Origin of the sequence: Nocardia bhagyanarayanae (assembly GCF_006716565.1) — a bacterium.
In the GTDB taxonomy this organism is placed as follows: Bacteria; Actinomycetota; Actinomycetes; order Mycobacteriales; family Mycobacteriaceae; genus Nocardia; species Nocardia bhagyanarayanae.
Genome location: NZ_VFPG01000001.1, coordinates 3,523,107 through 3,545,873, shown reverse-complemented (window position 1 = coordinate 3,545,873; position 22,767 = coordinate 3,523,107). Strand labels below are relative to the sequence as shown.

At 69.6% G+C, this 22,767-nt stretch carries 18 protein-coding genes and 1 pseudogene; 7 read left to right on the top strand and 12 right to left on the bottom strand.

Annotation, left to right across the window (positions count from 1 at the left end; all coding sequences use genetic code 11):
* Positions 1 to 15: 15 nt before the first annotated feature.
* Complete coding sequence (locus tag FB390_RS14980; RefSeq protein WP_141809499.1) at positions 16 to 1,398, top strand: hypothetical protein; 1,383 nt, start codon at positions 16 to 18, stop codon at positions 1,396 to 1,398.
* An 11-nt stretch (positions 1,399 to 1,409) separates the two neighbouring features.
* Here the strand turns inward: FB390_RS14980 and FB390_RS14975 are convergent, their stop codons facing one another.
* The 3 genes from FB390_RS14975 to FB390_RS14965 all read right to left on the bottom strand — a co-directional run bounded on the left by FB390_RS14975 (position 1,410) and on the right by FB390_RS14965 (position 7,402).
* Positions 1,410 to 5,780, bottom strand: a complete 4,371-nt coding sequence (locus tag FB390_RS14975; protein ID WP_141809498.1) for an nSTAND1 domain-containing NTPase — start codon at positions 5,778 to 5,780, stop codon at positions 1,410 to 1,412.
* 119 nt (positions 5,781 to 5,899) lie between these two features.
* Positions 5,900 to 6,847 (bottom strand): DUF4231 domain-containing protein, encoded by a 948-nt coding sequence (locus FB390_RS14970; RefSeq protein ID WP_141809497.1) that lies wholly within the window; start codon positions 6,845 to 6,847, stop codon positions 5,900 to 5,902.
* Between the two features lie 129 nt (positions 6,848 to 6,976).
* A complete protein-coding gene (locus FB390_RS14965) occupies positions 6,977 to 7,402 on the bottom strand; it encodes a DUF1707 SHOCT-like domain-containing protein (protein WP_141809496.1) in 426 nt (141 codons plus the stop codon).
* A gap of 171 nt (positions 7,403 to 7,573) precedes the next feature.
* On the opposite strand from FB390_RS14965, the gene FB390_RS14960 reads away from it, so the two are divergent.
* Together FB390_RS14960 and FB390_RS14955 are read left to right on the top strand one after the other, a co-directional pair.
* Positions 7,574 to 8,659, top strand: coding sequence for an S-(hydroxymethyl)mycothiol dehydrogenase (locus tag FB390_RS14960; RefSeq protein WP_141809495.1), 1,086 nt, complete (start codon positions 7,574 to 7,576; stop codon positions 8,657 to 8,659).
* Positions 8,656 to 9,282, top strand: coding sequence for an MBL fold metallo-hydrolase (locus tag FB390_RS14955; protein WP_141809494.1), 627 nt, complete (start codon positions 8,656 to 8,658; stop codon positions 9,280 to 9,282). Before FB390_RS14960 ends, FB390_RS14955 begins: the two co-directional genes overlap by 4 nt.
* Positions 9,283 to 9,406: 124 nt before the next feature.
* On the opposite strand, the gene FB390_RS14950 is transcribed toward FB390_RS14955, so the two are convergent.
* The 8 genes and pseudogenes from FB390_RS14950 to FB390_RS33520 form a co-directional block, all read right to left on the bottom strand.
* Positions 9,407 to 9,856 carry a DUF350 domain-containing protein gene (locus FB390_RS14950; protein ID WP_067782094.1) on the bottom strand — a complete coding sequence of 150 codons (450 nt, stop codon included), beginning with the start codon at positions 9,854 to 9,856 and terminating at the stop codon, positions 9,407 to 9,409.
* Between the two features lie 39 nt (positions 9,857 to 9,895).
* On the bottom strand, positions 9,896 to 11,062 hold the full coding sequence (locus tag FB390_RS14945; protein ID WP_141809493.1) for a glutathionylspermidine synthase family protein: 1,167 nt from the start codon (positions 11,060 to 11,062) through the stop codon (positions 9,896 to 9,898).
* Positions 11,062 to 11,763, bottom strand: a complete 702-nt coding sequence (locus tag FB390_RS14940; RefSeq protein WP_141809492.1) for a hypothetical protein — start codon at positions 11,761 to 11,763, stop codon at positions 11,062 to 11,064. The genes FB390_RS14945 and FB390_RS14940 overlap by 1 nt, the downstream gene beginning before the upstream one ends.
* Before the next feature lie 31 nt (positions 11,764 to 11,794).
* Positions 11,795 to 12,103, bottom strand: coding sequence for an acylphosphatase (locus FB390_RS14935; protein ID WP_141809491.1), 309 nt, complete (start codon positions 12,101 to 12,103; stop codon positions 11,795 to 11,797).
* Positions 12,104 to 12,253: 150 nt separating this feature from the next.
* Positions 12,254 to 12,721, bottom strand: coding sequence for an OsmC family protein (locus tag FB390_RS14930; RefSeq protein ID WP_141809490.1), 468 nt, complete (start codon positions 12,719 to 12,721; stop codon positions 12,254 to 12,256).
* 151 nt (positions 12,722 to 12,872) lie between these two features.
* Complete coding sequence (locus FB390_RS14925) at positions 12,873 to 13,595, bottom strand: response regulator (protein WP_281292308.1); 723 nt, start codon at positions 13,593 to 13,595, stop codon at positions 12,873 to 12,875.
* Positions 13,596 to 14,064: 469 nt separating this feature from the next.
* Positions 14,065 to 16,548 (bottom strand): annotated as a pseudogene (locus tag FB390_RS14920) (DUF4118 domain-containing protein); the annotation flags it as partial.
* Positions 16,549 to 16,619: 71 nt separating this feature from the next.
* Entirely contained in the window at positions 16,620 to 16,772 is a 153-nt protein-coding gene (locus FB390_RS33520) for a hypothetical protein (RefSeq protein WP_185757035.1), read from the bottom strand.
* A 358-nt stretch (positions 16,773 to 17,130) separates the two neighbouring features.
* Between FB390_RS33520 and FB390_RS34860 the strand changes: the two genes are divergently transcribed.
* From FB390_RS34860 to FB390_RS14895, 4 genes are read left to right on the top strand one after another with little or no spacing between them, the layout of a single operon-like run.
* The gene (locus tag FB390_RS34860; protein WP_425465866.1) at positions 17,131 to 17,337 is read left to right on the top strand and encodes a potassium-transporting ATPase subunit F; all 207 of its coding nucleotides are present in this window, start codon (positions 17,131 to 17,133) and stop codon (positions 17,335 to 17,337) included.
* Complete coding sequence (gene kdpA, locus FB390_RS14905; RefSeq protein ID WP_141809489.1) at positions 17,338 to 19,008, top strand: potassium-transporting ATPase subunit KdpA; 1,671 nt, start codon at positions 17,338 to 17,340, stop codon at positions 19,006 to 19,008. It abuts the gene before it with no gap.
* A 1-nt stretch (position 19,009) separates the two neighbouring features.
* The gene (kdpB, locus tag FB390_RS14900; RefSeq protein WP_141809488.1) at positions 19,010 to 21,160 is read left to right on the top strand and encodes a potassium-transporting ATPase subunit KdpB; all 2,151 of its coding nucleotides are present in this window, start codon (positions 19,010 to 19,012) and stop codon (positions 21,158 to 21,160) included.
* 1 nt (position 21,161) lies between these two features.
* Positions 21,162 to 22,046, top strand: a complete 885-nt coding sequence (locus tag FB390_RS14895; RefSeq protein ID WP_141809487.1) for a potassium-transporting ATPase subunit C — start codon at positions 21,162 to 21,164, stop codon at positions 22,044 to 22,046.
* 76 nt (positions 22,047 to 22,122) lie between these two features.
* Here the strand turns inward: FB390_RS14895 and FB390_RS14890 are convergent, their stop codons facing one another.
* The gene (locus FB390_RS14890) at positions 22,123 to 22,644 is read right to left on the bottom strand and encodes a hypothetical protein (RefSeq protein ID WP_141809486.1); all 522 of its coding nucleotides are present in this window, start codon (positions 22,642 to 22,644) and stop codon (positions 22,123 to 22,125) included.
* Positions 22,645 to 22,767 lie beyond the last annotated feature (123 nt).

The window sequence follows — 22,767 nt, the reverse complement described above, 5'->3', positions numbered from 1 at the left end:
GGGAGCAATCAGCGGATGCGCGCACCTACGGTCGACACCGGCACGGCCCTCCGGCTTGCCCGGATCGCCGCGCTCGTCGTGGGCTGTCTGCTGTTCCTGCACGCGTGCGAACGGACGAGGCGGGTCGTCCCGACCGACGTCTGGATCGAGCTGGCGCTCGCCGCCACACTCGGCGTCGCCGCCATGGTCGTCGCCTGGTTCGAGATCGCCCGCGCCGAAGAACTCGACGAAACCGAAGCGCCCGAGCATGCGGGCGACACGGGTCCGGCGGACGCGCCCCGCGAGTGCCGCATCGAGTCCGACGGGCGCACGGTGCGCGCCCGCATCGCCAAGTCGGGCAATCTGGTCTTGCACGGACACGACTACGACGGTCCGCACCCCGGCCACGAATGGTCCTGGACCTTCCGTCCCGCCGTCTTCCCCGCCATCCGCGCCGCGCTCGGCGGCGACAGCGAGAGCGATCTGATCGAACTCCTGGAAGACGTCGTTCTCGACTCGCGTCCGGAGATCCGGGACGACCCCGGCGCCTGGCTGCGCGCGCACGGCATCGCCGCCGCCTACCGCGAGAAGGGCGACCACCCGAGCCGCGTCACCGCCAAACTGCCGATCTTCCGCGGCATGCGCCGCCTACCCGAGACCGAACGCGCCAGGGCCCTGCCGGATGGCGGCGGCGAGGACGAGCTACCGGAGCGGTCCGGGCGGTCGCGTGAGCCGGTGGCCGCCAAAACGAGCGTCACCGGGTCGCGCGGGCGATCACCTCGGGCGGTGGCGGAGACTCGACAAGGGGCGCAGACCCCCGACTCCCGTCAGGCCGCAGCTGTTTCGGACTCCCGTCGTGCCGCAGCGGTTCCCGTATCCCGCCGCGCCACGACCGTTTCCGAATCGCGCCGCACCACAACCGTTTCCGAATCCCGCCGCGCGACAACCGTTTCCGAATCCCGCCGCGCCACAACCGTTTCCGATACGCGCCGCACCGCCAAGGCTGCCGAAACTCAGCGCGCCGCAGTAGTTTCCGAACCCGCGGACGACCGCCCCGCCCTTCCCCGCCGCGAGCGCACCACCGCCACCTCCGAACGCGCGACAACCAGGCGCACCCGGCAGTCCCACGAACCGCCGCGACCGGCCGAAGAACTCGTGCCCGACCGACCATCGCGCGACCGCCACCCGACACCCACACGTGCTCCGGCGGCAGCCGCTTCGCCGTACGCCCCGGACCGCCCCATACCGCGCATGCCCGCCGCGGCCGCCGCCTACGAAGCCTCATCCGACCGAGCCGCCCCACCACAACGCAGGCCCACCCCGGCCTACGACGCCCCAGCCACCAGGCACGCCACTGAACCGCCCGAGCGCGACTACCCGGCCCCAGCCGACCGCCGCCGCGCGCACCGATATTTGTGAAACCAGTTGTGCTACTGGTCGTCCGGGAGTTCCGGTAGGTCGTCACAGGTCTTTCGGTACGGAATATCCGGCGACACCCATTCGTCCCATTGGTCCCTGCTCATATCGAAGGTCAGTTTGGCGCACAGTTCTTGGGCCCAAGAGTCCGGCCCTGGCCACTCCCAGATGCCGCTGCTCTGGTCGTAGCCGAGGAAGACCGTGCGGACGCGGCGATTGTCGGAGGTGATGTACGCGTTCATGATCCAGCCGTCGGGTCCGGTGAGCGCATCGCCGATCGGTTCGCCGGTCACAGCGTCCCAGAAGCGGAGAGTGCTGTCGCTGCCGCCGGAGATGATGTAGCGGCTGTCGCTGCTGACGCTGACGGTGCGCACCATCAGCGAGCCGTGTCCGGTCATCGGTCCGCCGATCGGCTTGCCGGTGCGCAGATCCCAGCGGTGCAGCACCAGATTCTCGGCGGTGACATAGAAGTCCCCGTTCGGGCTGACGGCCAGCGCGTCGATGAAGTCCGCTTTGTGTGGCTCGCGGACCGCCGCACCCGTCCGCGCATCCCACAGATGCACGGAATCCGGACTGTAGGACAACACGGCGGCGCCGTCGGGACTGAACGAGACCGAGGAAACCTCCAGGCTGTGGCCCGTGAGTGCGCCGCCGATCGGCGCTGCGGAATCCGTGTTCCAGATCCGGACGCTCTTGTCCCCGCCTCCTGCCGCGATGCGATCTCCCTCGGGACTGATCGCGACGGTATTGACAACGCCGATCCCGGTGAGCGGCTCGCTGATCGGCTGTCCGGTGACCGTGTCCCAGACCCGGATCGATTCGCCGGTGGCCGCGACGAGCAGTCGATTGTCCTCGCTGAATTCGAGGAGGGTTGCGGGACTGTCGAAACCCGACAGCGTCGGACCCGATGGTTGACCGTCGGCAGTCCAGATCCTGATCGTCTTGTCCGGTCCGGCCAGCGCGATCTGCCGCCCGTCGGGGCTGAACGAAGCGACGACCGAACCGCCGGGGTACCTGGCTATCGGGCCGATGTACCGGCGGGCGTCGAGGTCGAGGATCCAGATGGTGCCATCGGCTTTGTCTCCCTTGACCAATCGTCGTCCCTCGTCCTCGAATGCCAGAATCGGCCCGTATCCGGGGCCTGGCGCGTTCGATTGCCACTGGTGGCCGACGGAGCGGCGCGGGTCGGCGTTCCACACGCGCAGGGTCCCGTCGTGGCTCGTCGAGGCGATGCGAGCGCTGTCCGGGCTGAACGCGACGCCCGTGATTTGGGCGGAGTGCCCGGTGAGCGGAGCGCCGGATTCCTTGCCGGTGCCGGCATCCCACAGTCGCAGTGTCGCGTCCGTGGCTGCCGAGACGATGCGGCGGCTGTCCGGGCTGAAGGCCACGCTGGTGATCATGCCCTCGTGCCCCTGTAACGGTCCGCCGATGGGCTCCAAAGTCTCTGCGTTCCACAGCAGCAGGCCGGAACTGAAGTCGTCGGTGACGCCCGCCGCCGGGGGCAACCCGGTGCTTCCGGAGACGATTCGCCGTCCGTCCCGGCTCCAAGCGACCGCTTGCACGGATTGGGCATGACGCTCGAGTTTTGCGATCGACTGCCCGGAATCCACGTTCCAGACCTGGAGGGACGCGTCCTTGCCCGCGGACACGAGACGGCGGCCATCCGGACTGAAGGCGAGGCCGTTGACCGGGCCGGTGTGACCCGTCAGTGGTTCGCCGTGACCGCTACGGGATTCGGTATCCCACAGCCGAATTGTCCCGCCGTCGTCAGCGGAAGCGAGGAGACGACCGTCTGGACCGAAGGCGATGGCGTAGATCGTGCTGGTGTGTCCGAGGAAGTCACCGAGGAGACGACCCGAGTCGGCGTCCCAGAGCTGGACGGTGTAGTCCGCGCCGACCGCGGCGATGCGCCGCCCGTCGGGACTGAACGCGACGCGCAGCGCGCCACGGAAGGATTCGAACGATCGGTCGACCTGCTCACCGGTGTCCGCGTCCCACAGGCGCAGCTCCATCCCGCCGGTCAGGATATGCCGGTTGTCCGGGCTGAATGCGACGGCGAAATCCGGACGCGTCGTGCGGTAGTGGTGCCCGACCTCCTCGGCCGTCTCGTAGGGCCGAACCGAGAAAGGAAGACCGGTCTTGACGACCTTCTGCAACCCTGCCGTGTCCGTCAGTGTACGCAGCAGCACATCTGGTCCGTCGGTCGCCGAAAGACGGTGTGCTGCCAGCGTTTCCTGGATCGCGCGAACGTCGTCGGCGGGACGAGCGCCGGACAGCGCCGACTGCGCGTTGGTGGCGAGCCGCGCCGCGGTCGCTTCCCGGAAACGCGCTTGGGCTTCCTTCTCCTCCGACCGCGCACGCACCAGCCCGTACACCGCGACCACCGCGATCACCACCGTCACCGCAAGCACCGCACGCAGAATCCGCGACCGTTTACGCAGCACCGCGGCGTGCGCCATGGCGGTCTCGAGTTCCGCGGCTTGCCTGCGGCGTTCCCGCTCGGCGCGATCGTCCGCGCGCTGTCGCGACGCCCGGACGAATTCGGTTGTGCCGGCGAGTCGTTGCCGGTACCGCGGATCGGCGACGAGATGCTCGGCGTCGGTGAGGCGGGTGCCCTCGATCAGCCACGCCTCGTCGCGATCGTTGTCCTGCCAGGCCGCCGCGGCGCGGTCGAGCACATCGGCGGATCGCAGGTTGGCGCGTTCCTCGGTGAGCCACCCGGCGAGTGCGCCCCATTCGCGGAACAGGCTTTCCAGCGCGACTTCCACGACGGTTTCGCCGTCACGCTCGTCTTTGACCAGCAGACGACGGGCGACCAAATCGTCGATCAGCGCGCGACTGTCCTCGGGCAGGTCCGACCAGCGCGCCACCCGCCGCAGCGGTTGATCGGTATCGGGGTTGACGGTCGCCAGCCACGGAACGAACGCGTGCCGAAGGCTTTCCAGCTGCCGGGCGCGTTCGGCGGGATCACCGCTGAGCACCGCGGCGATCTCCGACTCCACGACGTGGCGCATGCCGCCCATCGACTCGTAGTCCCGCACGGTCAGCGCACCGCGGCTGCCGTAGTCGGTGAACAGTCGCGACATCGTCAGCGACAGCAGCGGTAGCGGGTCGGCGCTCGACGCACATTCGTTCACCAGTCGCTCGACGAGCTCGGGCTGTACCCGCAGCGGAGTTCCGCCTTCGGAGGCGCGGGCCGCTGGTCCGCGGATAACGTCGGCGAACTGCGCGGGGCCGAGGGGACGCAGTTCGTCGAACACCACACGCGACACGCTGTCCAACGTCGGCGACGTCTGCAACGGTTCGTAGCGGTCGGCGCGGATGGCCATGACCACGAGGAGGTCCACGGCCGAATCCTCGGTGAGCCGGGCGATGATTCGCAGCAGATGCTCGGCTTCGCGTCCGGCGTCCGGGTTGAACAACTCCTCGCCCTGGTCGATCGGCAAGACGATCGTCGGTGGTGCCGCGTCGTCGAGCAACCGCTGTTTCGCCGCCTCGCGTGTCTGCACGAGCAGATCCCGCACGTCGTCGATGTTCGACAGACACGCGGACTTGATCGCCCCCAGCGGTGGGCCGCCGAGCCGCAGCCGGGCCCGGCTCGCGTGCAACGATCGGGCCAAGCCGAGTGGTCCGGTGACCGCCGCCCGTTCCGGGCGGACGGTGTCGAGGACGACGAAGTGCCGGTCGTCGCGGACGAGCCGCGGCACGAGCCCGGCACGCAGGAACGACGACTTGCCGCAGCCGGAGGGTCCGAGGATCACGAACAGCCGCTCGAGGCCGATGGACCGCATGCCCCGCATCGCGTCGAGGGCGCGCACGATCTGGCCGTCACGGCCGAAGTACACGGCAGCGTCGACCGCGTCGAAGGGCTCCCACCCTCGATAGGGTGCTCGGTTCGGCTCGCCCGGCGGCGGCCACGGGAAGTGTTCGGCTCCGATTCCGGCGGCGCGCAAGGCGTCCCACAGTCGGCGCAGGCCTTCGGTCAGCAGCTCGACCGGCGGCCCCTCGTCGATCACGATGGCGGTGTGGGGTCCCGCGCCGAACAGGTCCACCTGCTGCCATTCGGCGGCGGCCTCACGGCTGGTCAGCTTCTCCAACCGCAGGCAGTAGATCGGTTTGTGCAGATTCTCGGCCGTGCGGAACTCCGTCTTGCACTCCGCGGAGCGCTCCCAGTTCGTGGAGAGCAGACAGATCACGGCTTCGCACCGTTCGGCCGCCCGGACCAGGGCGTCCTTCCATCGGATACCCGGCCGGATGCCGGCGGTCCGGTCCAGGTCGAGGAAGATCTCCTCCGCCAACGCGGGATCCTGTTCGACCAGCCACTGTTTCAGCGCGATCGCCGCGCGATCGTCTCGGCTGGAATGACTCAGGAATATGCGGGCCATGTGACACCCCCGGGTGCGGGGAACGGGCTGTCCACACAACCTTCACACTCGACGGGCACCGAGTATCGAGTAGCGCACTACCTGACATGATCTCGGTTCGGTACGCGAAGCCGCGATGTTCAGCGTCCGTCTGGTTGGGGTTCCGCCCATTTCGCCACCCAGGTCTCGTTCTGCTGGGCGATCACCGTTTCGCAGTCGTCGACGAAAGCCGTCCAGCGTGGTTCGTCGGTGGGTGAGCCCTCGGCTCGCCACTCGCGCAGCAGCTGGCCGAGCCGCCGGGCGGTCGCGGAGTAGCTCATCACCAGGAACTCGTAGCGGCGGCCCGCCAGGTAACCGGCGACGCCCGCGCCCAGCGTCGTCAGCACGGCGACCCACGGACTCAGGTTGGCGGCCCAGGTGGTTCGGCCGGAGCCGGACGAGGCGCCGACGAGGACGGCGCCGAGGGCGGCGACCAGGGTCGCCGCCACGCCGAGCAACAGGGCCACCCCGCGCAACCGCCGCGCTCGTGCGGCGTATTCGCGCGCCCTGCGGTCGTAGTAGCCGGTGATCTGACCCTGCACCCGATCCCGCACGTACTCGTCGGGGGTCAGCGCGGGTGGCGGCGGCGAGGCGGCGAAGCCAGCGGCGTCGGCGCCGTTCGATGTCAGAAACGGCAGCAGATCGTCGGCGGACTCCTCGATTTCGCCTACGGCCCGGTGCAGCCGGAGCAGCGCGTCGTCGTCGCGAAAGGGGCGTGCCCCGGCCCGGAACCGGTAGATCACCTGCTTGATGTTCTCCGCGACGGCGCGGGCTCGGGTCCAGCGACGGAGCTCGGCGGGTGTCAGGAAATGCGCGGCGAGGAACGTCCCCAGTGCGAGGCAGACCGCGCCGAGGGCGGCGACCACGAGCTGCGGCAGGCCCGAGGTGCGCAAGACGGTCGCGGTCGCCGCCGTGGCGATCGCACCCACGCCGCTGAGGCAGAGGACGGCGACCCGGACGCGATCGGCGCGCCGCTTGGCGGCATCCGCGGCCCGGGCCCAGCGCATTCGCCGCGCCCACAGCGCCGCGACGGCCTCGTCGTCGCTCATGACGCCCTACTCGGCTGCACGCCTCGTATTGTCACCTGCCGCGATGGCGCCATCCGGGAAATCGGCCGCGGGTGTGGCGCCGGGGCCCGCGGCGATGGGATCGGGCGGCAGCCTGGCACGGCCGGACGCCTAACCCGCCCGCTTGCAGGCGCGGCCGGATTCCCAGCCGGTGAGCATGCGGAAGGCCAGCACCGCGCCCCACGGCCCGATGACCCAGACCGGCCAGGGGTAGGTGAACTCGCCGACGCCGATCGAGATGGCCGCCCAGATGACGAGCACCAGGATGCTGACACCGAGCCAGCTGCCGCCCTCGATGCGCTGCCACACCGGAATCCGCGGCCGCGACTTCGGCTGCGCGGCGGACTCTTTCGTCGGCTTCGGCAGGTCGGCGAGCACCAGTTGCAGGTCGTCACGGGTGACGGTGCCGTAGACGCGCGCGACCCGCTGATCGTATTCGGCCAGGTCGAGGCGTCCATCGGCCATGTGCCTACCGAGCAGCGCGACGACTTGGTCGCGTTCGGCATCGGACGCGCGGGTACCGGGCGAGATGTCCATACCAGTTCCTATCGACGATTCCACCCTCCACAGTGGAATATTGCCAATAGCGTGCACCCTCCAATGTGGAATGTCAACCCCGGACTTCACCGGACACCTCCCCGCACGGCGCCCGGCACGGCAAGATGGAGCGCGTGCCGACGGCGGCATGCGAGCTTCGAGGAGGATTTCGTGTCCGAAACCGTGCGCGGCGTCATCGCCCGAACCATCGGCGCTCCGGTCGAACTGGTCGACGTGGTCATCCCCGATCCCGGTCCGCACGACGTGGTGGTGCGCGTCCAGTCCTGCGGCGTCTGCCACACGGATCTGCACTACCGCGAGGGCGGCATCAACGACGAGTTCCCGTTCCTGCTCGGCCACGAGGCGGCGGGTGTGGTGGAAACCGTCGGCGCGGCGGTCACGCACGTGGCCCCCGGCGATTTCGTGGTGCTCAACTGGCGCGCTGTCTGCGGCGAATGCCGGGCGTGCAAACGCGGACGTCCTTGGTACTGCTTCGCCAGCCACAACGCGAGCAAGAAGATGACGCTCACCGACGGCACCGAACTGAGCCCCGCGCTGGGCATCGGCGCCTTCGCCGACAAGACGCTGGTGCACGAAGGGCAGTGCACCAAGGTCGATCCCGAGGCCGACCCCGCCGTCGCGGGCCTGCTCGGCTGCGGCGTGATGGCGGGCATCGGCGCCGCCATGAACACCGGCAACGTCTCGCGCGGCGACACCGTCGCGGTGATCGGCTGCGGCGGTGTCGGCGACGCCGCGATCGCGGGCGCCCGGCTGGCCGGTGCCCGAACCATCGTCGCGATCGACCGCGACCCGCGAAAGCTGACCTGGGCCAAGGAGTTCGGGGCCACCCACACGGTCGACGCGAGCTCCGAGGACGTGGTGAGCCGCATCCAGGAGCTCACCGACGGTTTCGGCGCCGACGTGGTGATCGACGCCGTCGGGCGCCCGGAGACCTGGAAGCAGGCCTTCTACAGCCGCGATCTCGCGGGCACCGTCGTGCTGGTCGGCGTCCCCACCCCCGACATGACGATCGAGATGCCGCTGATCGACCTGTTCTCCCGTGGCGGAGCGCTGAAGTCCTCCTGGTACGGCGACTGCCTGCCCGAGCGCGACTTCCCGATGCTCGTCGACCTGTACCGGCAGGGCAGGCTGCCGCTGGACCGCTTCGTCACCGAGCGGATCGCGCTCGACGAGGTGGAGCGCGCCTTCACCGCCATGCACGCGGGTGAGGTGCTGCGCTCGGTGGTGGTCTGGTGAGCGCGCGTATCGACCGGGTGGTCACCTCGGGCACCTTCTCGCTGGACGGCGGCACGTGGGCTGTCGACAACAACGTCTGGCTCATCGGCAACTACCGCGAGGTGCTCGTGGTGGACGCGGCGCACGACCCCGACGCCATCGTGGCCGGGGTCGGCGGGCGGCGCGTCGTCGCGGTGCTGTGCACGCACGGCCACAACGACCACATCAATGTCGCACCGGAACTGGCCGAGCGCCTGTACGCGCCCGTCCTGTTGCATCCCGCCGACGAACCGCTGTGGCGGATGACGCACCCGGACGCCCGCTACCGCTCGCTCGCCGACACGGCGCGAATCTCGGTGGCGGGCATCGACATCGAAATCCTGCACACGCCGGGCCACTCGCCCGGCTCGGTCTGCCTCTACCTGCCGGAGCTGAACGCGCTGTGCACCGGCGACACGCTCTTCGCCGGAGGGCCCGGCGCGACCGGACGCTCCTACTCCGACTTCGGCACCATCATCGATTCCATCCGGGATCGGTTGCTCACGCTGCCCGACGAGACGACGGTGCACACCGGCCACGGCGAGGACACCACGATCGGCGCCGAGAAGCCGTCGCTGGCCGACTGGATCGCCCGCGGGCACTAGTCGCACAGCAGGACGCGTCCGCCAGTAGCCCGCGCACGGCCGGAGCGGACGCGGAGGTACACCTACGCCCGACCGAAGGTCACCTTCGTCGCTACGGGCACGGTGACGGTCACCTTCGGTCCCGTCAGAGAATGGCGACCGCCACCACCAAGCCGAGCGCGAAGTGCGCGGCGGCCACCACGAGCACCTCGGTGGTGAACTTCTCCGCGTGCAGCGCGGCCCCGATGTCGATGCCGAGCACGCGCTCCACGACCCGCACCGAGATCACCTGGGCGATGATGCCGACCAGGCCGAACACCAGCGCGGCGATCAGACCCTCGGCGAGCTTGCCGCCCGCCGCGAAGATCGCGAGCACCACGATGAACGCCATGCTCAGCATGCCCGCCGCCGTCACGATGATCGCGTTGGGCTTGCCCTCGACCACCAAACCGCGCAGCTTGCCCGGAGTGGTCAGGTCGATGGCGTAGAAGCCGACGAGCATCAGCGCGAGGCCGACGAGCGCGTAGAGGACGATCGCCCCTACGCCTTCGCCGAGCGCGCTCCAGTACCCCGATTCGAGGGCGACTGCGGTCATCGTGGTCCTTCCGGAAGTGGTCCCTGCTGGGTGAGTGGTCTATTCGGTCGGTATGCGGTGCGGAACGAACGCCGCGCCGTCGTCGGTGATCAGTCCGGCGGTCTCCCGGATGCCGAGGCCCGCGGCGGCGTCGCCGACGATCCAGGCGCCGAGCACGGGCCGCATGTCGTCGAATTCAGGGAGCGGGTCGAGCAATTGGTACACGAACCCCTCGGCGCCGTAGACGCCGCCGGTGGCGGTCTCCAGTCCGGCGCCGACGATCGTCATGTTGGCGCCCTCGCGGCCGAGCTTCGGTTTGCGGATGTATTCGGTGAGCTCGTTGGGCTGGTCGAGATAGGCGGGCAACAGATTCGGGTGCCCGGGATACATCTCCCACAGAATCGCCAGGATCGCCTTGTTGCTGAGCAGCGTCTTCCACAGCGGCTCGACCCACATGGTCTGCGGCAGGCTCTGCACCACGCGCTTGCCGAAATCGTCGTCGAGCACCCACTCCCACGGGTAGAGCTTGAAGACGGACTCGATCGGCGCCTCGGCCAGATCGACGAAACGCTCCAGCTCCGTGTCGAATCCGACCTCCTCGATGGGCAGCGCGATGGTGTCGAAGCCCGCTTCGGCGGCCGTCTCCTGCATGTAGGCCGTCGTGACGTTGTCCTCGCCGGTGGCGTCCGCGGAGGACCAGGTGAAATGCAGCTGCGGCGAGGGCAATTGGTCGCGCAACACGCCCCAGCGCTCGACCAGCTTCTCGTGCAACGAGTTCCACTGGTCGTCGTCGGGATACTGCGCGGTGAGCCAGTGCCACTGCACGATCGCCGCCTCCAGCAGCGAGGTCGGCGTATCGGCGTTGTACTCCAGCAGTTTCGCCGGGCGGCGCGCGTCGTAGCGCAGGTCGAAGCGGCCGTACACGTGCGGGTCACCGCGGCGCCACGATTCGGCGATCGGCTCCCAACTCCATTCCGGCAGACCGAAATCCCGGAACCGCTCGGTGAGCACGACGTGCTCGACGGCGTTCAGGCACATCGAGTGCAGCAGTTCGACATCGGCCTCCAGCGCGAGGATCTCCGGCATGTCGAACTCGTAGTGCACCGACTCGTCCCAGTACGGGCGCGGCTGACCGCTGGCGTCACGGCCCGGCGCGCCGTAGACCAATCCTTGCCCCTCGATGATCCGCTTCCAGTCCTGGCGCGGCGTGCCGCGGACTCGACGCATCAGGAACCACCGCCGGTGCTCTTGCTGCCGAGTCCGCCGCGCTGGATAGTGGTGCCGGACTTGGTGGTGATCTGGGCCCCCTTGGGTTTCAGCGTGGAGCCGCCGACGGGCGCCTTGCCGATGGTGTTGTTGCCGCCGTAGTAGTAGCGGTACTGCGGGCCGCCGCCGTAGATGATGATCGGGCCCGCGTGGCCGTGCGAGCCGCCGCCGCTGTCGTCGACGAAGCCCGCCGTGCCGGGCGTGCAGTACTTGTCCTCGACGACGAGCTCCTGGCCGTTCTCGTTCTTCACGCAGTAGGCGGTGACCTCGTCGGGCGCGGTGAGCGCCCGGTACGCCAGATAGCCGCCGCCGACGAGTCCCGCGACGCCGACGACCGCGACGCCGCCGATCAGCACGCGCTTGCGGGTCCGCTTCTTGGCCTCGGCCGCCGCCTCCGCCGCGCGCTGCGCCTCGGCGGCGCGTTTGCGGGCTTTGTCCCTGGCGCGCGCCTCGGCGACGGTCGGCGGACGGGGCTGGGTGACGCCCGGTTCCTGGCGCTGGATGCTGCCCGGTCGCGGGCCGGACGGGGGCGGTCCCTGCTCGCTCGGGCCCGGTAGATCCGGCGGCTCCGGCACGTTCAGCTCAGGGGTGGTCCACTCCGGTTGCTCGGCGGGCTCCTCGGGACGCCGTTGGTCCCCGTCGCCCGGGTTCTGCGTGCTCACCGATCCCTCCCCATGGCTGTCGGATCCACCACTAGCGCTCCTCGAATCCGGTCAAATCACCCCGCGGAGGCTCCCAGCTTTCCACAACCAAAGTCACGCGGCCAGGCGTATCGCCCGATCGGAGCAGTTCCAGCAAACGCTCGCACGCCGCGCGAGTGCCCTCCGCGATCACGTGCACGCGTCCGTCGCGGGCGTTGCGCGCGGAACCGACCAGGCCGAGTTCCAGCGCGCGCGAGCGCGTCCACCAGCGGAAACCGACGCCCTGCACCGTGCCGTGCACCCAGGCGCCGAGCCGGACCCGGTCGGTGGATTCGGCCGCGCCGTGCGGAGTCTCAGTCATCCGCTCAGGATGCCGTACCGGCCGTCGCGCGTGGCGCAGGGGGCCGGACATGCCGAGCGCCCGGCCGCAAGTCGGTGCGGCCGGGCGCTCGGGAACGCGTCAGGGCCTCCTCCGCGCCTTCGCGGCTTCGGACTTCGCCCGACAGCGCTGTTACGAGTCGATATCGAAGGAGAGCGTGACCTTGGTTCCCGCCTTCAGCGTGCGGCCGACGGTGCAGACCTTGTCGATGGCCCGCTGCACGGTGACGAGCAGCCGCTCGCGCTCCGCCTCGTCCAGTTCGCTCAGATCCAGCTCGAACACCTCGTCCAGCTGCGGGTAGACCTCGTTCTCCCGGTCGGCGTCGCCCGCGACGCGGATGGTCGCGTCGAAGTTGTCGCCCAGCTTGCGCGAGAGCGGGAAGTCCGCGCTCAGGCCGGAGCAGGCGGCCAGCGCGATCTTCAGCAGCTCGCCGGGCGTGAACACACCGGGCACACCCTGCGATCCGATCAGCACCTCGGCGCCGCGGGAGCTGCGTCCGGTGTAGGCGCGAGTGCCGGTGCGCTCGACCCAGAGGGTGGTCGGCTCCACGGTGGTCGACGCCGTGGTGCCGGTCGCAGGGGCAACGGTTGGTTCAGCCATGGGTTCGATCCTGCCATCTTCGTCGGGAACGGCTCACGCCTGCCAACAGCGTGCGGGCGGACGCCATTCCTGGGTGCGACCCCGGCCACATCGGCCGTCCGGCACCGTGCGTCCTCGGCTCGCGACCGGCCGAGCGCGGACGCGGCTGCGCTCAGACCTGGAAGCGATACCCCATGCCCGCCTCGGTCAGCAGGTGCTTCGGCCGCGAGGGATCGTCCTCCAGTTTGCGGCGCAGCTGCGCGAGATAGACCCGCAGGTAATGGGTTTCGGTCGCGTAGGACGGCCCCCACACCTCGCGCAACAGTTCCTTGCGGCCGACGAGTTTGCCCTTGTTGCGGACCAGCATCTCGAGCATCCCCCACTCCGTCGGCGTGAGATGGACGGCCGCGCCGTTCTTGGTGACCTGCTTGGCGGTCAGGTCGACGGTGAACGAATCGGTCACCACCACCGGATCGGACGTCTCGCCGTCGGTCGCGCCGCGGCGCACGGCCGCGCGCAGCCGGGCAAGCAGTTCGTCCATCCCGAACGGCTTGGTCACGTAGTCGTCGGCGCCCGCGTCGAGCGCCTCCACCTTGTCGGTGGAATCGGTGCGCGCCGAGAGCACGATGACCGGCGCGCCGGTCCAGCCGCGCAGTCCCCCGAGCACCTCGATGCCGTCCATATCGGGCAGGCCGAGGTCGAGGATGACCACGTCGGGGTGCTTGTCCGCGGCGGCGCGCAGTGCGGCCGCGCCGGTGCCCGCGGTGATCACCTCGTAGCCGCGCACCGACAGGTTGATCCGCAGCGCGCGCACGATCTGCGGCTCGTCGTCGACAACGAGCACCTTGATCGGCGGCGGCTTCGGCGCTTCGGCCTCCGGCCTGACCTCGCTCACCACGAATCCCCTTGCGGCACGACCCGTTTCACCACGCTCCACCACCTTCGCCATCCGGGCGCGCCCCCGGCCCCGCCGCGCCGCAGCCATCCCTGCCATCCTCCCCCGCACCGACGCGCTCACCCGAAGCCGCGCCGGACGACCCGCGACCGTCCCCGGACTCGGACGCCCGCCACTCGCTCGCCGCGATCTCGCCACCCGCCCCGGATGCCGGTGCGGACGCGAATCCGTTCGGCTCCGGCACCTCGGCCTGGCGCGCCGCCCCGTCCCCATCGAGTGCCGACCCGGGCGCTGGCGCAGAACCGTTCCGCTCCCACACCTCGATCTCGCTCGCAGCCCCGGCTTCATCGCCATCGGCCGCCGAAGCAGAACCGTCCCGCTCCGGCGCGTACGCCGCGCCCGCCTTCTCACCGTCGAGGCCGACCGCCGACGCCTCGGGCCGCAAGTCCGCTTCCGAGACTGGCGCAACCGAATCCGCGGCGGGCAGATCGACGAGCATCGTCAGCCCGCCGCCCGGCGTCGGTTCGGCGTGTACGACGCCGCCCATCGCCTCCACGAAACCGCGCACCACCGAGAGGCCGAGACCGACGCCGGTGGTGTTGTCGCGATCGCCCAGTCGCTGGAAGGGTTCGAAGAGCTGTTCCTCCGCGCCGGGCGGCACCCCCGGTCCGCGGTCGACCACCGCGATCGCGACGTGGTCACCGTCGCGTTCGGCGGTCACCCGCACCGGGGTGTCGGGCGGTGAGTGGCGGATCGCGTTGTCGATCAAGTTGGCGAGCACCCGCTCCAGCAGACCCGCGTCGGCCAGCGCCGACACCTCGCCGACGGACACCTCCACCCGGTCCATCGCCGCGCGCCGCAGACCGCGCGCACCCATCCCGACGCTCACCAGGGCGCGATGCACCACCTCGTCCATGTACACCCGCCGCAGCCGCGGGCTCACCACGCCGACGGCCAGTCGAGAGGAGTCGAGCAGGTTCCCCACCAGCGCGGTCAACTGATCCACCGATTCCTCGATGGTCTCCAGCAATTCGGTGGTGTCCTCCGGCGAGAACTCGATGTCGTCGCTGCGCAGACTGGACACCGCGGCCTTGGCGCCCGCCAGCGGCGTCCGCAGATCGTGGCTCACCGCCGAGAGCAGTGCGCGGCGCAGTCGGTCGGCCTCGAGCAGCGCCGCCGCGGCGCTCGCCTCCTCGGCGAGCCTCGCCTGGCGCACCAGTCCCGCCGCCTGGTTGGTCACCGCGTTGAGCACGGGCAGATCGGCCGCGTCGAGCGTATGCCCCGCCAGCAACAGCAGGCTGGCGCCGTCCCCCGCCTCGATGACGGTGTCGGCGGCGCCCGTTCGCTGAGGCGGTTCCGCGCCGACCTCAGCGACGACGGCGCCGCCGCTCACCATGCTCACCGCCCGCAGCCCGAACGTCTCGCGCACCTGCTCGAGCAGATTGGGCAGGTCGGCGCCGTGCAGCACCGCGCCCGCGAACATGGTCAGCAGCTCGGCTTCGCGAGACGCCTTGCGCGCCTGCCTCGTTCGCTTGGCGGCGACATCGACCAACGCCGCGACCGCGACCGCGACGAACAGCATCACCACCACGGTGACGAAGTTGTCCGGTTCGGCGATGGTCAGGCTGTAGCGCGGATCGGTGAAGAACCAGTTCAGCAGCAACCCCGACAGCAGCGCCGAGAACGAGGCGGGCAGCACGCCGCCGAGCAGCGCGACCGCCACGACCCCGATGAAGAACACCGCGCTGAGCCCGCCCAGCTGGAGGTAGGTGTCGAGCACGGCGCTCAGCGCGCACACCAGCATCGGGACCAGGATGGCCGCGGGCCAGGCGAGAGCGGGCTGACGTGGCACCAACCCCCGCCAGCGCACGCCGCGATGGGCCTGCTCGTGGGTGACCATGTGCACGTCGATCTTTCCGGAGCGCTGCACGACGGCCGAGCCGATGCCCTCGTCGAAGATGCGCGCCCAGCGGGAACGCCGCGAGGTGCCGAGCACCAGCTGGGTCGCGTTCACCTCGCGGGCGAATTCCAGCAGCGTGCCCGGCACATCGTCGCCGGTGACGGTGTGCAGCGAGGCGTCCAGGCTGGCGGCGAGCTCACGCAGCCGGGCCAGCCGTTCGGTCGACACGCCCGCCAGCCCGTCCCCGCGCACCACGTGCACGACGACGAGATCGGCGCTGGATTTCGTCGCGATCCGGCTCGCCCGGCGCACGATCGTCTCCGATTCCGGGCCGCCGGTCACCGCGACCACCACGCGTTCGCGCGCCTCCCACAGCTCCGTGATGTGATGGTCGGCACGGTATTTCGCCAGCGCGGCGTCGACCTGGTCGGCCAGCCACAGCAGCGCGAGCTCGCGGAGCGCGGTGAGATTGCCGGGCCGGAAGTAGTTGCGCAGCGCGGCGTCGACCTTGTCGGCCGCGTAGACGTTGCCGTGGGAAAGTCTGCGCCGCAACGCCTCCGGTGTGATGTCCACCAGTTCGACCTGTTCGGCGCCACGCACGACGGCGTCCGGGACCGTCTCGCGCTGCTGGATGCCGGTGATCCGCTCGACCACGTCGTTGAGGCTCTCCAGGTGCTGAACGTTGACAGTCGAGATGACATCGATGCCCGCGTCGAGCAACTCCTCGATGTCCTGCCAGCGCTTCTGGTTGGCGCTGCCCGGCGTGTTGGTGTGCGCGAGTTCGTCCACGAGCACGACCGCGGGCGCGCGGCGCAGCACCGCGTCCACGTCGAGTTCCGGGAATCGCGCGCCGCGATACTCGATGATCTTCGGCGGTATCCGCTCGATGCCCGCGAGCAACTTCTCGGTCTTGGCCCTGCCGTGCGTCTCCACCACCGCGGCCACCACGTCGCGTCCGCGCTCCAGCCGCCGGTGGGCCTCGCCCAACATGGCATAGGTCTTGCCGACACCGGGCGCCGCACCGAGGTAGATCCGCAGTCGACCGCGCTTCACGTGTCCATCATCGCGCGTCCCAGCATCCACGCCGCGAATCCCTCGGATCAGGCGGCGCGCTGCACCGCCCCTCACGCATCGACGCTCGGTGCGGAGCCTCCCGACCGAGCGCTCCGTGCCGCGACGGGCACCGGCCGCGCGTCCGTTCCACGCAGCGCGAACACGCGAATGACCAGCGCGCAGCACACGAACCCGAGCAGCACCGCGATGGTGACCGGAGACATGTCGATCCTTTCCACAGGGCGAGCGAGGCGCCGACGGCACGGATACCTCGTCCGATCGGCCCCACCAGGAATACCGCCGCCGCGCAAGACCGAGGCGAATTTTTACGGTCTATTGACGGTCCCGCCCCGTCCCTTGACGCCATCCTTCTGCGACACCCAACGCCGCCCCCGTCGCCGCGCACCCGCCCGCCCGACGTGGCACGCCACCAGTCCGTCTCGTGTCGAAGGCCGACATCAGGACATCCCGGCCGCAGTCGCGGCCCTCACTCACCGTCAACGAACCGTCAATGCCGCGGCGCGAGGCGCTAAGAACTCGTCAGGGAACGGGCTTCGGCCCCGATCGGGCGTTTGACTCGCTGTGCGCTCCACATCCGGGAGCCGCAAGGAGGTCGAAAGTCATGTCTGTCGTGGTGTTCACCGCGCTCACGATCGCGGTGTTCGCACTGCTGGGTCTGATTCAACGAGGGGTGGAGAAGCTGTGACCGCGAACCTGATCGGTCTCGCGCTCGCCGTTCTCGTCGCCGTCTACATGGTGGCGGCCCTGCTCTTCCCCGAGAGGTTCTAGGTGAACACGACAACCGCGGGGATCGTCTTCATGGCGTCCCTGGTCCTGGCGCTGGTCCTCGTGCACGTCCCACTCGGCGACTACATGTACCGCGTCTACAGCAGCGCGAAGCACTCCCGCGCGGAGCGGCTGATCTACCGCGCCATAGGCGCGAAGCCGGAAGTCGAGCAGACCTGGGGCGTCTACGCCCGCAGCGTCCTCGCGTTCTCGGCGGTCGGCATCCTGTTCCTGTTCTTCTTCCAGCTGCTCCAGGACAAGCTGCCGCTGCACCTGAACGATCCCGCCACCGAGATGACCCCGGCGCTGGCCTGGAACACCGCGGTCAGCTTCGTGACGAACACCAACTGGCAGAACTACTCCGGCGAATCCACCCAGGGCCACCTCGTGCAGACGGCCGGGCTCGCCGTGCAGAACTTCGTCTCGGCCGCGGTGGGTATGGCGGTCGCGATCGCGCTTGTGCGCGGCTTCGCCCGCAGGCACACCGGCGATCTCGGCAACTTCTGGGTCGACCTGGTGCGCGGAACGCTGCGCATCCTGCTGCCCATCGCGTTCGTCTTCGCGATCGTGCTCGTGGCGGGCGGTGTCGTCCAGAACTTCCAGCTCCACGACCAGGTCGCCCAGACCGTCGCGGGCGCACAGCAGACGATCACCGGCGGCCCGATCGCGAGCCAGGAGGTGATCAAGGAACTCGGCACCAACGGCGGCGGCTTCTACAACGCCAACTCCGCGCACCCGTTCGAGAACCCGACGACCTGGACGAACTGGATCGAGATCTTCCTGATCCTGGTCATCGCCTGCTCGCTGCCGCGCACCTTCGGCCGCATGGTCGGCAGCGCCAAGCAGGGCTACGCGATCGTGGCTGTCATGGGAGCCATCGCCCTGACCAGCATCGCGCTGACCAATCTGTTCCAGTTGCAGCACCACGGAACAGTGCCGACGGCCATCGGCGCGGCCACCGAGGGCGTGGAAACCCGCTTCGGCGTGGCGAATTCGGCCACCTTCGCGGCGGCCACCACGCTCACCTCCACCGGGGCCGTGGACTCCTTCCACGACTCCTACACCAGCCTCGGCGGCCTGATGACCATGTTCGACATGCAGCTCGGCGAGGTCGCGCCAGGCGGCGTCGGCTCCGGCCTGTACGGCATGCTGATCCTGGCGGTGATCACCGTCTTCGTCGCGGGCCTCATGGTCGGACGCACCCCGGAGTATCTGGGCAAGAAGATCACGCCGCGCGAGATCAAGCTGGCCGCTTCGTATTTCCTCATCAGCCCGCTGCTGGTGCTGACCTTCACCGCGATCGCCATGGCGCTGCCCGGTCAGCGCGCGAGCATGCTCAACGGAGGGCCGCACGGCCTGTCGGAGGTGCTGTACGCCTTCACCTCCGCCGCCAACAACAACGGCTCCGCGTTCGCGGGTCTGACCGGCAACACCGAGTGGTACAACACCGCACTCGGCCTGGCCATGGTGCTCGGCCGGTTCCTGCCGATCGTCTTCGTGCTCGCGCTCGCCGGATCACTCGCCAAGCAGGGCACCACGCCCGCGTCGATCGGCACGCTGCCGACCCATCGCCCGCAGTTCGTCGGGCTGGTGGTCGGCGTGACCGTGATCCTGGTCGCGCTCACCTTCCTGCCCGCGCTCGCGCTCGGGCCGCTCGCCGAGGGAATCCACTGATATGACAAGTACCACAACGGAATTCGCCAGGCCGGAGGCGGCGCCGGAGCCGAAAGACCGCAAGGTCGCGCGCGGCGTGCTCGACCCCGCCCTGCTGCTCACCTCGCTGCCCGGCGCGCTGCGCAAGCTGGATCCGCGCACACTGTGGCGCAATCCGGTGATGCTGATCGTGGAGGTCGGCGCCGTCTGGTCGACGGTGCTCGCGATCGCCGACCCGAGCGTGTTCGCCTGGTCCATCGTGGCGTGGCTGTGGCTCACCGTGCTGTTCGCCAACCTGGCCGAGGCGGTCGCCGAGGGCCGCGGCAAGGCGCAGGCCGACACGCTCCGCAAGGCCAAGACCGACACGGTGGCGCGCCGCCTTGTCGAGTGGTCGCCCGGCGCGCGGGTGGTCGAAGAGCGGGTCGCCGCACCCGAATTGCGCCGCGGGGACTATGTGGTGGTCGAGGCGGGGCAGGTGATCCCCGGCGACGGTGACGTGGTCGAAGGCATCGCCTCCGTGGACGAATCGGCCATCACGGGCGAATCCGCGCCGGTCATCCGCGAGTCCGGCGGCGACCGTTCCGCCGTCACCGGCGGCACCACCGTCCTTTCGGACCGGATCGTCGTGCGCGTCACCCAGGAGCCGGGCCAGAGCTTCATCGACAAGATGATCGCCCTGGTAGAGGGCGCGAGCAGGCAGAAGACGCCGAACGAGATCGCGCTGAACATCCTGCTCGCCGCGCTGACGATCATCTTCGTGTTCGCGGTCGTCACCTTGCAGCCGCTGGCCATCTTCTCGAAGGCGAACAACCCCGGCGTGCCGGACACGGCGGCGCTGGACGCCGACGGCATCACCGGGATCGTCATGGTCGCGCTGCTGGTCTGCCTGATCCCGACCACCATCGGCGCGCTGCTGTCGGCGATCGGCATCGCGGGCATGGACCGGCTGGTGCAGCGCAATGTGCTCGCCATGTCGGGCCGTGCGGTCGAGGCCGCGGGCGATGTGAACACGCTGCTGCTCGACAAGACGGGAACGATCACGCTCGGCAACCGGCAGGCCTCGGAATTCCTTCCGGCGCCCGGCATTCCGGACGACGAACTGGCCGACGCCGCGCAGCTGTCCAGCCTGGCGGACGAAACGCCGGAAGGCCGTTCGATCGTGGTGTACGCCAAGCAGGCCTACGGCAAGCGCGAGCGCACGCCCGGCGAGCTTACCGGCGCGACCTGGGTGGAATTCACCGCGCAGACCCGCATGTCGGGCGTCGACCTCGCCGGCGGGCATCGGCTGCGCAAGGGCGCGGCGAGCGCGGTCACCGAATGGGTACGCGCCCACGGCGGTTCGGTGCCCGACGATATCGGCGTCCTGGTGGACGGTATCTCCGCCTCCGGCGGCACTCCCCTGGTCGTCGGCGAGATCGACGGTGGCGTCGCCCGCCTGCTCGGGGTGATTCACCTGAAAGACGTTGTAAAGCAGGGAATGCGGGAGCGTTTCGACGAGATGCGCAGGATGGGCATCCGTACCGTCATGATCACCGGCGACAATCCGTTGACCGCCAAGGCGATCGCCGACGAGGCGGGCGTCGACGACTTCCTCGCCGAGGCCACCCCCGAGGACAAGCTCGCCCTGATCAAGAAGGAACAGGACGGCGGACGCCTGGTCGCCATGACCGGCGACGGCACCAACGACGCCCCCGCGCTGGCCCAGGCCGACGTCGGCGTAGCGATGAACACCGGCACCTCGGCGGCCAAAGAAGCGGGCAACATGGTCGATCTCGACTCCGACCCGACCAAGCTCATCGAGATCGTGGAGATCGGCAAGCAGCTGCTCATCACGCGCGGCGCGCTGACCACGTTCTCCATCGCCAACGACATCGCGAAGTACTTCGCGATCATCCCGGCCCTGTTCGTCGGACTATATCCCAGCCTGGACCTGATCGACATCATGCGCTTGGCCAGTCCGCAGTCGGCGATTCTGTCCGCGGTGATCTTCAACGCGATCGTCATCGTGGCGCTGATCCCGCTGGCGCTGCGCGGCGTGCGCTATCGCCCGGCGCACGCGTCGAAACTGTTGAGCCGCAACCTGACCGTGTACGGCCTGGGCGGCATCGTCGCGCCGTTCCTCGGCATCAAGCTCATCGATCTCGTCGTCCACCTCCTCCCCGGGATGTCCTGACATGCGTATGTCCACTTGGATCCGGCAACACCTGGCCGCGTTGCGTGCCCTGCTCGTGCTGACCGCGATCACCGGAATCGTCTATCCGCTTGCGGTTTTCGCGATCGGCCAACTGCCGGGCCTGCACGAGAAAGCCGACGGATCGCTGATCGAGTCGGACGGAAAGGTGGTGGGCAGCAGCCTGATCGGCCAGTCGTTCACCGACGCCGACGGCAACGCACTCACCCAGTACTTCCAGAGCCGCCCGTCCGCCGCCGGTGACGGTTACGACCCGCTGTCCACGGGGGCGAGCAACCTGGGACCCGAGGACATCGTCGATCAGAACGTCTTCGATCCCGAGGGACGAGCGAGCCTGCTGAGCACCGTGTGCGCGCGAAGCAAGAAGATCGGCGACCGCGAGGGGGTCGACGGATCCCGCCCGTACTGCACGAAAGACGGTGTGGGCGCAGTCCTCTCGGTGATCGGACCGCGCGACGCCGACGGCGAGATCTCGCGGCCGGTCCAGGTGATCAGCGTGAACCAGGCGTGCCCCGCCACACCGTTCCTCGACGCCTATCGCGGCGTGCGGGTCGAGTGCGCCGAGCCGGGTGTCGACTACTCGGTCGGCCGTCTCGTGCCGATCCGGGGCGACGCGCCCGCCGAGCCGGTGGTGCCCGCCGACGCGGTCACCGCGAGCGGCAGCGGCCTCGATCCGCACATCTCCCCCGCCTACGCGGAACTCCAGGTGCCGCGAATCGCCAGGGAGCGCGACGTTCCCGAGGCGGAGGTGCGCGCGCTCGTCACGGCGCACACCGAGGGCAGGACCCTCGGGTTCCTCGGTGAGCCGCGGGTCAACGTGGTCGAGTTGAATCTCGACCTGGACCGCACCCATCCGTTCCGCGGCTGAGCCTCGGGCTCACCGCGTCACTCGAAGACAGCCCCGCGCCGGACGGCCGGGGCTGTTCTCGTCGAGATACCCGTTCTCACGCCGTGGTCTGGGCGGTCAGGTCGTCCAGCAGGATCATGACCTCACCCTCCCGCTTGACGACGTCGGTGAGCCGGATCTTCAACGCCAGGAGATCGGCGTCGGCGATCGCGTCGGCCGGTTCGTGTCCGAGGCGCTGCCAGTCCGGGCCCGCGGTGACGCTGCCGAGCACCAACTCTCGCTCACCGTGCTCGCCGCCGAGGCGCGCGGACACCCGGATCGACGCGTGCGGCGAGCGCACCCACAGGTTCACCACCGCCAACCGACCGGCGATCGAGAACGACTGCCCCGGCTTCGCCACGAGCTCGACCTCGAGATCGGTCTCCGCCGACTTGACCAGCAGCACGAGCGCCCGCTGATCCTCGCCCGCGACGCCGTCGGCGTAGACGCCGGGCGTCTTGCTCGGCGCGCCCTCGGCGAACGTGGTGAGGTGCGTCCGGCCCGCCCCGTCCCCCGCGAGCTCCCACTTGTCCTTGTTCTCGAAGTCATCGAGCAGCACCTCGACCGATGCGTCCGACATCCCCGCTGTCCCTTCCCTGCGTCGCATCCCACCGGACACCCTCCGGCTCGCCATGAACCCTACAAGTCACCGGGCGGACCCGCCGCTCGGACTCGGGCTCACCGGACGCGGGCGCAGCCGAAT

Excerpts from the sequence above, each read along its gene's own strand:
- FB390_RS14980 (WP_141809499.1), top strand. The coding sequence starts at position 16 with ATGCGCGCACCTACGGTCGACACCGGCACGGCCCTCCGGCTTGCCCGG.
- FB390_RS14975 (WP_141809498.1), bottom strand. The coding sequence starts at position 5,780 with ATGGCCCGCATATTCCTGAGTCATTCCAGCCGAGACGATCGCGCGGCG.
- FB390_RS14970 (WP_141809497.1), bottom strand. The coding sequence starts at position 6,847 with ATGAGCGACGACGAGGCCGTCGCGGCGCTGTGGGCGCGGCGAATGCGC.
- FB390_RS14965 (WP_141809496.1), bottom strand. The coding sequence starts at position 7,402 with ATGGACATCTCGCCCGGTACCCGCGCGTCCGATGCCGAACGCGACCAA.
- FB390_RS14950 (WP_067782094.1), bottom strand. The coding sequence starts at position 9,856 with ATGACCGCAGTCGCCCTCGAATCGGGGTACTGGAGCGCGCTCGGCGAA.
- FB390_RS14945 (WP_141809493.1), bottom strand. The coding sequence starts at position 11,062 with ATGCGTCGAGTCCGCGGCACGCCGCGCCAGGACTGGAAGCGGATCATC.
- FB390_RS14935 (WP_141809491.1), bottom strand. The coding sequence starts at position 12,103 with ATGACTGAGACTCCGCACGGCGCGGCCGAATCCACCGACCGGGTCCGG.
- FB390_RS14930 (WP_141809490.1), bottom strand. The coding sequence starts at position 12,721 with ATGGCTGAACCAACCGTTGCCCCTGCGACCGGCACCACGGCGTCGACC.
- FB390_RS33520 (WP_185757035.1), bottom strand. The coding sequence starts at position 16,772 with ATGTCTCCGGTCACCATCGCGGTGCTGCTCGGGTTCGTGTGCTGCGCG.
- kdpB (WP_141809488.1), top strand. The coding sequence starts at position 19,010 with ATGACAAGTACCACAACGGAATTCGCCAGGCCGGAGGCGGCGCCGGAG.
- FB390_RS14895 (WP_141809487.1), top strand. The coding sequence starts at position 21,162 with ATGCGTATGTCCACTTGGATCCGGCAACACCTGGCCGCGTTGCGTGCC.
- FB390_RS14890 (WP_141809486.1), bottom strand. The coding sequence starts at position 22,644 with ATGTCGGACGCATCGGTCGAGGTGCTGCTCGATGACTTCGAGAACAAG.